This is a genomic window from Pseudomonas crudilactis (assembly GCF_013433315.1).
Classification (GTDB): domain Bacteria; phylum Pseudomonadota; class Gammaproteobacteria; order Pseudomonadales; family Pseudomonadaceae; genus Aquipseudomonas; species Aquipseudomonas crudilactis.
Window position 1 is genome coordinate 221604 of sequence record NZ_WXVV01000001.1, and the last position, 12588, is coordinate 234191.

The window sequence follows — 12588 nt, forward strand, 5'->3', positions numbered from 1 at the left end:
TAGTGCGTGCCAGTGAATTGATATCAATCCGTTAACCTGCCATCGAGAGACAAATACGGGAGCGAGCTTGCTCGCGAATCGCCGTGCCATCAGCACCTCGCTGACTGAGCAGACGCTTTCACGAGCAGGCTCGCTCCCACTTTTTTCGTTCGGACAAATCGATCAGGTCGCCCGGATGTCGTAAATCACATCAACAGCGTATTGATTGGCATCAATGGTGACCGTTTCGAACTTGAGCGACCCATTGATACGATCATCTGCTTGCCTCTGAATTTTCACCAAGCCTGATTCAGCGCTGAAGAGAACGTCCGGAGAACCATATTTGATGTAGCCCAGAAAGAGAATTTTCGGATCACCCACCTCGAACTCGCCATCCGGTTGCAAAGCGCGAGAAAGCTGCAAACCTATGGAGACCTGTTCACCTGGCGCTTCCGGATCGTTCACGACGCCATGAAAGCGCAATGTGCCCAGCTGTGTGTCGCGCCAGATCCACGGATCCTTGAAGTCATGAACCTTTCCCGTCTTCAGGTTCTTCACCGTCCCCTTGATCGTGCCTGAAGCCTCCCCTTTTTGGCCTTCATGGCTATCGGGTAATTCAGAAAAAATTTTGGGATCAGACATTTTCCTTTTCCTTTTTCCTTTTTCGAAGACCAAGGCGACCTTCGTTGTTTCATTAGAGCGGAAAATGATCTTGCTGAAACCTGTCATAAATGACAGGTATAAAAACCGACTTTGTTATTCCAGTATCTTCAAGACCAAGCTGGCCAGGCAGAGAGCCCGGCCCTGATGATCAACTCCCCGTGCGGATCTTGTTCCACACCCGCGTGCGAATCCGGTCAATGTTCAACGGCATCGCCTCCAGCGCGCCTCATCTCGAACCGTAAGCGGTACGATATCCACGGCGAGGGGACCAGGGTGCCGCGTACCGAAAAGGCTACCCCATAATGCTGAACTTCAGATTCAACTCGTATTTTCGCTCCCACTTTCCCAATGTTATGGCTTTTAGATCCCCTTCAAGATGCCTGACGCTGACAAAATTCTTAAGATCCAGTACGCCGGACTCTACTGTGTAAAACGCCTCTGAAGGCCACCTCGCGTATACCGCATGAGCGAAGCCGGCACTGCCCAGTTCATATGATCCGGTGGCCGGCTCAGCCACATCGAAGTGAATTTGCAGGCTGTATTGCCCTCCACTTTCCTCAGGGTCGGGACCTGCCAAATAGACACCCCAAGGTGTTGCATAGTCTCTAGCGATAAAGGTGGCCGTTAGATCGTATGTTTTTCCAGATACCAGGTTTTTGACAGTTCCCGACACCGTCCCCGTGCTTCCTTGCTCAGCATTTTCTGGAGGCCGTTTGGCTTTGAGCGTGGCGGTTCGATCCTGTGCCATTTGAGAGCTCCTACGTCAGCGGTATGTATATGCAACGCCCATCGTTGCACCTCAAATTAGGCACTCATATTCAGGATCCTGAACCTGTCAAAGCTGACAGTCCTAGAGACTCTTTTGTTATAGACCGGTGATTTCCTTATTGCGAAATTCAACTCCCCGTGCGGATCTTGTTCCACACCCGCGTACGAATCCGGTCAATGTTCAACGGCATCGCCTCCAGCGCAAACAGCTTGCCCATCATCTCCGGGCTTGGATAAACCTTGGTGTCATTCTTGATCGCCGGGTCAATCAGGCTGTCCGCCTGCTCATTGCCATTGGCGTAGTGCACGTAGTTGCTGATACCGGCCATCACGTCCGGGCGCAGCAGATAGTTCATGAACGCGTAACCGGCCTTCTCATCCGGGGCGTCCGCTGGCATCGCAACCATGTCAAACCAGATCGCGGCGCCTTCCTTGGGAATGGCGTAGCCGATATCGACACCGTTTTTCGCTTCTTTGGCACGGTTTTCGGCCTGCAGGATGTCGCCAGAGAAACCGACGGCCACGCAGATGTCGCCGTTGGCCAGGTCACTGGTGTATTTCGAGGAGTGGAAGTAGCTGACGTACGGCCGCACTTTCAGCAACAGCGCTTCGGCTTTTTTATAGTCCTCGGGATTTTTGCTGTGGTGTGGCAGGCCCAGGTAGTTGAGCGCCGCCGGCAGCAATTCCGGGCCGTTGTCGAGGATCGCCACGCCGCACTTCTGCAGCTTTTCCATGTATTCGGGCTTGAAGATCAGGTCCCAGGAATCCACCGGCGCGTTGTCGCCCAGCACTTCTTTGACCTTGGCGATGTTGTAGCCGATGCCCGTGCTGCCCCACAGGTAGGGGAAGCCGTGTTCGTTGTTCGGGTCATTGGTCTGCAGGGCCTTGAGCAGCACTGGGTTGAGATTCTTCCAGTTCGGCAACTGGCTCTTGTCGAGCTTTTTCAGCGCCCCGCCCTGAATCTGCCGGGCCATGAAGTGGTTGGACGGAAACACCACGTCGTAACCGGATTTGCCGGTCATCAACTTGCCGTCGAGGGTTTCATTGCTGTCGTAGACGTCATAGGTGACACCCACGCCCGTCTCTTTCTCGAAGTTCTTGGTGGTGTCCGGCGCGATGTAGTCGGACCAGTTGTAAACCTTGACCGTTTCCGCTGCCTGAGCAAGGGAAACAGCGAGCATCAGCGGTGCCAGAGCGAGGGTCTTGCGGATCATGGATCGATTCCTGTGTGGGTTTTCTTTTTTGTTGGCAGGCAATCAAAGGATCAAACAATCAGAAAATCAGCACGTAGCTCTTGCGCACGGTTTCCTGGATGTCCCAGACACCGAGCGTGTTGGCCGGCAACATCAGTGCGTCGCCACCTTGTATGTGCAGGGTTTCGCCGCCACCGTCGGGGGTGAACGTGCAGCGCCCGGAAATGAAGTGGCAGAACTCCTGCGCGGTGATCTGCCGACGCCAGCGCCCGGGCGTGCATTCCCAGACGCCGGTTTCGACGCCGTCGTCGCGCTCGACGCTGGTGGTCGAGGCAATCGCGATCGGTTCGCCGAGGGGCACGGCGACCGGGCTGGATTCGTCGAGCTGCAGGGTTGCGGTGTTTTTAAACTGGGTAATGCTCATGAGTTGACCTGTCTTTTAAATAAACGGCGTTTAGTGCATGAAACCTTCCATGAAACCCGCGACCTGGCTGGCGAGCTTGCGCCGCCATGGCGCGGTTGCCGGGTTGGCCAGGGTCTGGTCTTCGTGGACGAAGCTTTTGATGATCGCGTTGTAGCCGAGCCAACGGCACGGCTCCGGTTCCCACGCACGCAGCGCATGAATGCCACCGTCCGGCAGCACCCATGGCTGGCGAACCAGTTCCGTATCGCGCTCGAGAATCAGATCCGCCAAGGTGCGGCCGCCGAGATTGCTCGCGCCGACGCCCTCCCCGCCATAACCGCCGGACAGTGCGATGCCGTTGGCGCGATCGCAAAGCATGTGCGGTTTGAAGTGCCGCGACATGCCGAGGTTGCCGCCCCAGGCGTGGGTGATCTGCACGTTTTTCAGTTGCGGGAACAGTTCGCTGAACAAATAGCGGCGCAGTTCGACCTCATCGCGGGTCAGATCGAAGTTGTGGCGCAATTTGCCGGCGAACTGATAACCGCCACGGGCGCCGAAGATCAGCCGGTTGTCGGCGCTGCGCTGGCCGTAAGTCACCTGGCGGCTGAATTCGCTGAACGCTTGTCCACGGCTGAGGCCGATCTCATCCCAGGTCGCAGCAGACAACGGCTCGGTGGCGACGATCAGGCTTTGCACCGGCAACTGATAGCGGCCCAGCGGCGGCAAGGTCACCGAATAACCTTCGACGGCTGGCACGATCCAGCGACTGCGCACGCTGGCTTTCGCGGTGCGCAAACTACCCGCCTGCCAGTGTGTGACCGGGCTGTTTTCGTAGATCTTCACGCCCATATTCTGCACGGTGCGCGCCAGACCGCGCACCAGTTTCGCCGGATGGATGGTCGCCACGTGCGGCGCGTAAATCCCGCCGTACGGTTTAGCCACGCGGATCTGCTGCGCCAGTTGTTCGGGACTGAGCCAGCGGTAGTCGTCGTCGGTAAGGCCTTGGGCGTGCAGTTTGCCCAGGTATTCGCGCAGGGAGGCTTCCTGCTCTGGATAGCGCGCCGCGCAGTACAGCACGCCGCCCTTGCGGTAATCGCAGTCGATACCTTCGCGTTCGAGGACGACCTCCACTTCATCGGGAATGCTGTGCAGCAGATCAAAGGAAGCACGACGCTGTTCTGGCGACAGCCCGGCCAGCAAGCGATCCTCGCCGAGCAGGTTGCCCATCAGCCAGCCGCCATTGCGACCGGAAGCGCCGAAACCGGCGGTTTGCGCCTCGACAATCGCAATATCGAGGCCCGGTGCGAGCTTCTTCAAGTAGTACGCGGTCCACAGGCCGGTGTAACCCGCGCCGATGATTGCCACGTCGACGTCCAGATCCCGCTCAAGCTCGGGCCGCGCGGTCAGCGGCTCATCGAGTTGATCCATCCACAAACTGATAGTGCGCCACGCCGGCATGCAAGACTCCGCCACTGAAATGCTTCGATGGCGTCGATCCTAGTGGCTGTGCTCAGTTGATGTCTTGCGCGCGTGCCCGCAAAGAAATTTGTTTGGCGTAAGCCTTGGGCGACTGACCGGTGTGCTGGCGGAAACAGCTGTAGAACGCCGACAACGAATTGAAACCCGCGGCAAAGGCCAGCTCATCGATGCGCAGCGGTGCTGTGGCGCTATCCAGCGAGCGCAGCAGATGTTGCAGGCGCGCCTGATTGACGTAGCGATAGAAGCTTTGCCCGAGGACCTGATTGAGCAGATAGGAAATCTGATTGCGGCTGTACCCGCACTCCTTCGCCACGCGCTGCAAATCAAGTTCGGGATCGAGGTACGGCTGCTGCTTTTCGAAATACTGCTGCAGGTCTTCTGCCATGAAGCTTAACTGGCGCGGCGACAGGCCCAGGCGGCTGACTGCCGGGCGCTGGCTTGAAGAGGCCGGGCCATGAGTTTGCGTGCGCACCAACGAAGCGTATTCGTTGACGCGCCAGATCAGCCCGTCCTTGACCGTGATCGCTTCGCTTGAGCGGAACGACACCAGACCGTCACCGCCGCGCAACGTCACTTCGTATTGAATGAACGCCGTGCTGCCGTCGACGCGAATGCGGTCGCAATGCTCAAGCAGTTCGTCGGATTCACGCGGCATGCTGACACGCACGTACTCACGTAACTCCTCGAGACCGAGCACGCGGTTCTGAAAGAAATCGTTGTACTGAATGTCCGGGTGATAAAGCGCCATGACGCTGTCGAGGTCACGGTGCTTCCAGCTCAGGTGATAACGCATGACCGTGGCCGCCGTGGCTTGGGTCTGTTCCGGGCCGTCGTCGTCGGCGTGCATAGGGAGCTCGGCGAAAAAGAATCGAGCTTGCCCAAGTTCACCACAGGCTTCAATGACTAATCCGTAGTGGCCTTTTGGCGAAGATTGCGTAGGCCGTGACTTACATCAAAAAATGCGAAGCAATCGCAAAAAGAACTGAAAAATCTCACAGGAATTTCACACCGGGATGCTACTTTTAATGTCAGTCACCGGTTGAGCCAATGAAGGCTCTTCCCACCTAACATGAGCAAACGGAAGCGCTCGATGAAGAAGGCGGGCAACACATGAATAAAGGGTCAAGCAAAGTCACGTTCCCCAACGCATGCCAGTTGATGCGTTGGCATTTTCATCCGATGGGGTTTGAAGCAACGATGGACGCGCCGGGCAGTATGATCGCCCGACTATTCGATCGTGCCAGCGGCGAAACCATGATCGCCATCGCTGGCATCCCGTGCGCGACGGTGATGAATGCAGCGGATGTCGAACGAATCATCGAGGCTGTGGAGGACGAGCTGGAAGCATTCGTACCTCCGGAGTCTCTCAGGAATTACGCATAACGTTATGATTTAAAACGAAAAAGCCCACAGCGATGTGGGCTTTTTTGTGCTTAAACGGTTTGTTTGGCAATGCGGTGATCAACGAAGAACGGCTTGCCCTTCGCCACCCGGTCCGATGCCCGGGGCATGTTCACCGCTTGCGCTTCCTGCGGTTCGACGTACCAGTAGCAATGGCTGACCGCACGGGTGATGCCGACATAGGCCAAGCGCAGGATCTCATCCTTTTGCGCCGTGTCATACGGCTCGCTGTCGCCAGACTTACCCAATCCGGCCATGCGGTAGACCTGATTTTTATACGGCGAACTGGTCAGGTGCTGACAGTCACCGAGCAGAAATACGGCGTCGGCCTGCAAGCCTTTGGCGCTGTGGTAGGTCAGTTGCTTCAGGCGTCGCGCTTCGTACGGCAAGCTCGAATCCACATTAACTACAGACCTAATATGCTCTTCAATCAATGACTTATCGCTGCTTTTTCGATAAAGCATCAAGATTGAATGACCCTGACGATAATGTTCGGCGAGGCGCTGGCCCAATGCGTGATCGTCGCGCTCCAGCACGTTGACTGGCTGCAACGGTTTAGGCGCGCCGCTAGCCTTGGCTTTTTTGCCGGGGATCGCCGGCGCCGCGCGGACGATGTGCTCAGCGGCATCAATGATGTGTTGATGGCTGCGGTAATTGTCACTGAGCATCACACGCGTGGTGCTCGGCGACGGGAACTCCTTGTCGAACGCCATAAAATAACTTGGCGAACTCCCGCGCCAGCCATAAATCGACTGCCAGTCATCACCGACGCACAGCAAAGATGAACGCTGCGCGCCCCGCCCGACGTGCATGGCCGGGCCTCGGCTGCGTATTTCGCTGAGGCTCGCGCGTATCCACGAAACGATCTGCGGCGATACATCCTGAAACTCATCGATCATCAGGTGTGCCAGCGGCCGGAGCAACTCATCGCTCAACAGCTTGAGGTTTTCCGGCGAGTGCTCGCTGAACAGCGCGAACATGCGGTTGTAGGTCATGACCGGCGGTTTCTGATCCAGCAGATGATCTTCAAATGCCCGCCAGAACAGACTCAGGGCCTCAAAGAAGAAACGGTCAGAATCGTCTTTGGCGAAACTCATGCGAGCGACCGCGTCAGGCACGTCCAGGCCGAGGTTCTCGATGAAACCTGCTGCGGCGACAAAACAGTCGAGCAACGGCGCCGATGCCAACTCGCCTTTGACCTTGTAATCGAAGCCCGGCCCGGCACTGGCATCGCCTGCCAGCGTTGCCAGAACACGTTTCGATGACTCGTAACTATCAATCCAAATCAAAGGCTTACGACAGAAAGCTTGAAACAGGGTGCGCTTTACCGCCCACTCTGCGCGCACACTGAGTTTGGCGTTTGGCCGGCTGACCTGCGGATTTTCCCGTGGATCGAAACCGAGTATCACCCAGGCATCCAGGCTCGGAATGTAGCCATGGCAATGAAATTTTGCGCCGTTGATATCGAAACTCTGCCGGTTCGGCTCTATACCCTTGATCGGCCAGGCACCCGCGCGGAACCACAGATCTTCAATGGCATCGCACAGTTCTTCATCGCGCTGGGCGGCCAACTGCGTCACCGCTACACGCTTTTGCACGTCCGGGTGATCACGCTCCAGCTCCTTGAGCTGTAGACCGGCACGGGACAATGGCTGAATCAGCTGACGGAAACGCTCGTCCTCGTTGAACAAGCGGTGATAGCAGGCGTTGAGTTGCTGACGCTGCGCATCGTTAATGCGCAGGTCGAACGGGTTACTGTCGACCTCTTCGTCGGCACCTTGCGCTCGATGGCTGAGGTTTTCAAAAGCCTGCAAGCGTTCGAAACCCGGCAAGCTACGCACCATCGGCAGGATGCGCGAGTGGAAAGTGCGCACCAGTTCGCGCGCCTGACGCAGGTTCAACGCCTGGCCCCATAGCGCGAACAGCTCAATCAATTTGTTGATGAAATCCTTGCGTGACTCGCGGGTGAAGGTCACCACGGTCATCGAATCCAGCTCAAAACCCAGATAGTGATTAAGCAACAGAATACGCAGTACCAGTGTGGTCGACTTCCCCGCACCCGCGCCGGCAACTACTGAAGTCGACGGGGTTTCGCTGAAAATCATTTTCCATTGCGCGGCGCTTGGCTGAGCATGCTCAGGCAACAAGCGAGCGACATCGGCCTTCATGCGTTTTTTCAGTTCGGCCGTCAGCGGCAGGCGCCAATCGTCGAACAGATGATTATCAACGCTCGGCGGGCGGTGCTCAGTGTTGCGGCTGTCACGGATCAGCAGCACCTGACGACCTTCTTCCAGCCCCTCAAGCTTGCCTTCCTTAAAGCCATATTCAACGCCAGCGGTGTGGCCGCTGCGAAAACCATCGGCCTGACCGTGCAACCACGATGCACGGTGTTGCGCGCGCAAACGGGTCAAACCATGGCCGAAGAAGCGTGCAGCCAGGCGTTTGAACCATGGCATCTCGGCCAAGGGGCGAAGTTCGGGAGGAAGATCGGGAGTGTGTTGCGCCACGCTGACGGGCTCCAGTGTGTGAGGCTGTGGCGGCTATGGTGTCTGTATTTGCCGCTCAGTTCTAGCGAAATGCTTACAGGTCATTGGTTTAGGCGATGAACTGAAGGTGAGATGAGACACTTTCCAGCTTTTTTCTTATCGGGCATTTCGATCATAACGCCGCACTTTTTACGCTTTTTATCGATTATTAACTGATAGATGATGGCCGTCATAAACCACCGGTGTCGCGTCGGGTGTCAACCACTCACACCCCATGACGAACCTTTTGAGGAGACGATCATGCTTGAACTCAGACCTTTCAGCTCGCTGGGCGGCGCCCATCACGGCTGGTTGGATGCCCATCATCACTTTTCGTTCGCCGAGTACTACGACCCGCAGCGTATGAGCTGGGGCAACCTGCGGGTATGGAATGATGACGTGATCGCGGCGGGCACTGGTTTCCCGCAGCACCCGCACCGCGACATGGAAATCATCACCTATGTCCGGGAAGGCGCGATTACTCACCAGGACAATCTGGGCAACAAGGGCCGCACCGAGGCTGGCGACGTCCAGGTAATGAGCGCCGGCACCGGCATTGCTCACAGCGAATACAACCTGGAAGCGAAAGACACCAAGATCTTCCAGATCTGGATTCTGCCGACGGAAACCGGCGCCCCGCCATCGTGGGGTGCCAAACCTTTCCCGCAAGGCCAGCGTGAAGGCTTTGTCACCCTGGCCAGCGGCAAGGATGGTGATGACCAGAGCCTGCGGATTCGCGCTGATGCGCGATTGGTCGCGGCCAATCTCAAGGCTGGGGAAACTGCGGAGTATCATCTGGATGAAGGCCGTCGTGCGTACCTGGTGCCGGCCACCGGCGCGATTGAAGTCAACGGCTTGCGCGCACAAGCTCGAGACGGTGTCGCGATAGCGCATGAGCAAGTGCTGAGCGTCACGGCCATTGAGGACAGTGAAATCGTCTTGGTGGATTTGGCCTAATCGCCTGACGCGCAGACAAAAAAAGGGGCAACCATCACGGTTGCCCCTTTTTTCAAGCGCTTGCGAGCATCACTTGCTGGAGATGGCGCCATCCACCAGCGTCTGCGCTTCAACGACCAATTGCTTGAGGTGGTCGTCACTGATGAAGCTTTCAGCATAGATCTTGTAGATGTCTTCGGTGCCCGACGGACGCGCGGCAAACCAACCGTTTTCAGTCATCACTTTCAGACCACCAATCGCCTGATCGTTGCCCGGCGCATGGCTGAGAATGCTCTGAATTTTCTCACCGGCCAGTTCGGTCGAGGTGACCTGCTCAGGTGACAACTTGCTCAGCAGTGCTTTCTGCTCAGGGTTGGCCTTGGCGTCGACGCGTACCGAGAATGGTTCGCCCAGCTCATCGGTCAATGCCTTGTAGGCCTGGCTTGGATCGCGACCAGTGCGCGCAGTCATTTCGGCGGCGAGCAGGGCCGGGATCAAACCATCCTTGTCAGTGCTCCACACGCCACCGTCCTTGCGCAGGAACGATGCGCCGGCGCTTTCTTCGCCGCCGAAACCCAGCGAGCCATCGAACAGGCCGTCAGCGAACCATTTGAAACCGACCGGGACTTCGTAAAGACGACGACCCAGGCGCTTGGCCACGCGATCTATCAGACCACTGCTGACCACGGTTTTACCCACGCCAGCATCCGCGCGCCACTGCGGGCGGTTCTGGAACAGGTAATCGATCGACACTGCCAGATAGTTGTTCGGCGCGAGCAAACCACCGGACGGTGTCACGATGCCGTGGCGGTCGTGATCGGGGTCGCAGGCGAAAGCGACATCGAAGCGCTCTTTCAGGCCGATCAGCCCCTGCATCGCGTGGCTCGACGACGGGTCCATACGAATCTGGCCATCCCAGTCGACGGTCATGAAACGGAAGGTCGAATCGACCTCCTTGTTCACCACGTCCAGGTCCAGACGGTAATGCTCGGCAATTGCCGACCAGTAGCGCACCCCTGCTCCACCCAGCGGATCAACGCCCAGACGCAGTTTGGCGTCACGAATGGCGTCGAAGTCGATCACGTTGATCAGGTCGGCAACGTAGGTGTTCAGGTAATCGTGGCGATGCGTCGTGCTGGCCTTGAGCGCTTGCTCGTAGCTGACGCGTTTAACCCCTGCCAGCTTATTGGCCAGCAGTTCGTTGGCCTTGGCCTCGATCCACTTGGTGATGTGGGTGTCAGCCGGGCCGCCGTTGGTTGGGTTGTATTTGTAGCCACCGCTTTGCGGCGGGTTGTGCGACGGCGTGATGACAACGCCATCGGCCAGCCCCGAGGTGCGGCCACGGTTGTAGCAGAGAATGGCGTGGGAAATGGCCGGTGTCGGCGTGTATTCATCACCTTCGGCGATCATCACGGTCACACCGTTGGCCGCCAATACTTCCAGCGCGCTGGCTCCCGCCGGGGTCGACAGTGCGTGTGTGTCGATGCCGACAAACAGCGGTCCGGTAATCCCTTGGGCTTCACGGTACAGACAGATCGCCTGACTGATGGCCAGAACGTGCCATTCATTGAAACTCAAGTCGAAGGAACTGCCCCGATGCCCGGAAGTACCGAACGCCACACGCTGGGTGGAAATGGACGCGTCAGGCTGACCGGTGTAATAAGCCGTTACCAGTCGCGGGATATCGACCAACAATTCTGCCGGTGCCGGTTTGCCCGCAAAAGGACTGAGAGTCATGCAAAACCTCTGAAATAGAGTGGTTCAGGAATAGAGCGCAGTTTACTGGCAGTTTGACCGCAGTGCGATGGGATCTATCCGCAGCACTTCCGATGTTTTTTAACGTTAGTCTGACGGCGCCAGACGCAACGCTTCGCCCAGCAGCCCGGCGACGTTGACCAAGTCATGGTCACCATTGAACAGCGGGCTCAAACGCAAATGGTGCGCGTGCAGCCCTTGCAGACTGAACAACTCCCCTGGCGCAATAATGATCTGTTGCTTGAGCAGGCGATGAAACACGTACCCCATATCCACCGGGCGTAGTGAACGCGCCCAGATCGTTGCCCCTCCCTGCGGCTCGACAATCTGCAATACATCACCCAGACGCTCGCGCAGTAGCTGAATCAGGGGCGTGCGGCGCTCCTTGAGCATACGTCTGAGTACGGACAAATGCTGATCCAGGCGACCGCCAGCCAACAACCTGGCAATTGCCTTCTGGCGAATAGGTGACAAACGAAATGCCCGCAGCAGAAAGTGGCGCAGCAGCTCACTTCGCCAATGGTGTGACAGGACAAAACCAAAAGGAGCCTCCGCTCCGATGAATTTCTCGAACGTGGAAAATACCAACAAACGATCAGGGTCCAGCCAGTCGCGCAAGCGATCGGTGCTGACTGCTTCGTCAAGTTCGCTGTAGCAGTCGTTTTCCAGCACCCAGGTGCCATGACACCCGAGCAAATGTGCAACCGTTTGCCGATTGGCCTGAGACAGCAGGCTACCGTGAGGCATGCTCAATACCGACGACAGAAGAATCAGTCGCACCGGCTCGTTTTTAAGCAAAGACTCCAGCCGTTGTGGATCGATCACTCCCCCATCCAGTAGCGGCAGCTCGATTAAACGCACCCCGGCAGTTTCCAGCAGACGCAGGATTATCCAATCACAGGGCGATTCAACCACTACCGTGGCGCCGCGCAACTCAAGCACCGAGATGAGTATCTCCAGCACACCGCGTAGATCGGCACCGACATAGACATCGTCCGCATGCCAGCAATTCGTCGTTGACGAGGTGTAGCGTGCCGCAAGCACTGTGCGCAGTTCCAGATCACCGCAAGGTTGCAACAACAATTGGGGCTGGCGGGGATATTGCCGTAACAGTTCCCGCTCAAGCATCAACAGCGGACTGTCCAGCGGTTGCAACGTCGCCGGATCGTCGGTGCTCAACACACACATGCCCGGGCGGCGGGCGTTGACGTAGACCGTCTCAAGCAAATCATTGCCACTACCGGGCAACTCCATCGTGGGTAGCGCCTGCGCGTAATACCCGGACTTGGCAATCGAATAGACCCTGTTTTCCTTTTCCAGCAGAGCATAGGCGTACTGGACGGTCGAGATGGACACATTCAGTCGGTCAGCCAACTGCCGCAACGAAGGCAGGCGCACCGCCGAGCTGCTCCCCGCTTCGTCGATCAGTTGCGTCAGGTAGCGGTAAACCGCCTGATAAACGAAGTCGGTTTCCTGAGCCTTCACG

General features: G+C 57.4%; 11 protein-coding genes. 2 read left to right on the forward strand and 9 right to left on the reverse strand.

All coding sequences use genetic code 11. The features are described 5' to 3' along the window. Nucleotides 1-162: 162 nt before the first annotated feature. From GTU76_RS00905 to GTU76_RS00930, 6 genes are all read right to left on the reverse strand, one after another. Nucleotides 163-621, reverse strand: a complete 459-nt coding sequence (locus GTU76_RS00905) for a hypothetical protein (protein ID WP_016986756.1) — start codon at nt 619-621, stop codon at nt 163-165. 313 nt (nt 622-934) lie between these two features. Beyond that, a complete protein-coding gene (locus GTU76_RS00910) occupies nt 935-1390 on the reverse strand; it encodes a hypothetical protein (protein WP_016984624.1) in 456 nt (151 codons plus the stop codon). Nucleotides 1391-1538: 148 nt separating this feature from the next. Next, nucleotides 1539-2624, reverse strand: a complete 1086-nt coding sequence (locus tag GTU76_RS00915; protein ID WP_175554386.1) for a polyamine ABC transporter substrate-binding protein — start codon at nt 2622-2624, stop codon at nt 1539-1541. 58 nt (nt 2625-2682) lie between these two features. After that, nucleotides 2683-3027 (reverse strand): cupin domain-containing protein, encoded by a 345-nt coding sequence (locus GTU76_RS00920; RefSeq protein ID WP_016983059.1) that lies wholly within the window; start codon nt 3025-3027, stop codon nt 2683-2685. A 30-nt stretch (nt 3028-3057) separates the two neighbouring features. Further along, entirely contained in the window at nt 3058-4464 is a 1407-nt protein-coding gene (locus tag GTU76_RS00925; RefSeq protein WP_180697863.1) for an NAD(P)/FAD-dependent oxidoreductase, read from the reverse strand. Nucleotides 4465-4516: 52 nt separating this feature from the next. After that, nucleotides 4517-5332 (reverse strand): helix-turn-helix domain-containing protein, encoded by an 816-nt coding sequence (locus GTU76_RS00930; RefSeq protein WP_180697864.1) that lies wholly within the window; start codon nt 5330-5332, stop codon nt 4517-4519. Between the two features lie 263 nt (nt 5333-5595). Here GTU76_RS00930 and GTU76_RS00935 point away from each other — a divergent pair, with 263 nt between their 5' ends. Continuing rightward, nucleotides 5596-5868: a DUF1652 domain-containing protein gene (locus GTU76_RS00935; protein WP_122605514.1), complete on the forward strand. Its 273-nt coding sequence runs from the start codon at nt 5596-5598 to the stop codon at nt 5866-5868. Between the two features lie 50 nt (nt 5869-5918). On the opposite strand, the gene GTU76_RS00940 is transcribed toward GTU76_RS00935, so the two are convergent. Further along, the gene (locus tag GTU76_RS00940; protein WP_180697865.1) at nt 5919-8393 is read right to left on the reverse strand and encodes a UvrD-helicase domain-containing protein; all 2475 of its coding nucleotides are present in this window, start codon (nt 8391-8393) and stop codon (nt 5919-5921) included. A 279-nt stretch (nt 8394-8672) separates the two neighbouring features. Here GTU76_RS00940 and GTU76_RS00945 point away from each other — a divergent pair, with 279 nt between their 5' ends. After that, nucleotides 8673-9368 carry a pirin family protein gene (locus GTU76_RS00945; RefSeq protein WP_016983054.1) on the forward strand — a complete coding sequence of 232 codons (696 nt, stop codon included), beginning with the start codon at nt 8673-8675 and terminating at the stop codon, nt 9366-9368. Nucleotides 9369-9437: 69 nt separating this feature from the next. Here the strand turns inward: GTU76_RS00945 and pgm are convergent, their stop codons facing one another. Both pgm and GTU76_RS00955 read right to left on the reverse strand, forming a co-directional pair. After that, nucleotides 9438-11084: a phosphoglucomutase (alpha-D-glucose-1,6-bisphosphate-dependent) gene (gene pgm / locus GTU76_RS00950; protein ID WP_016983053.1), complete on the reverse strand. Its 1647-nt coding sequence runs from the start codon at nt 11082-11084 to the stop codon at nt 9438-9440. Between the two features lie 105 nt (nt 11085-11189). Beyond that, nucleotides 11190-12587: an aminotransferase-like domain-containing protein gene (locus tag GTU76_RS00955; protein WP_016983052.1), complete on the reverse strand. Its 1398-nt coding sequence runs from the start codon at nt 12585-12587 to the stop codon at nt 11190-11192. Between the last annotated feature and the right edge of the window lies 1 nt (nt 12588).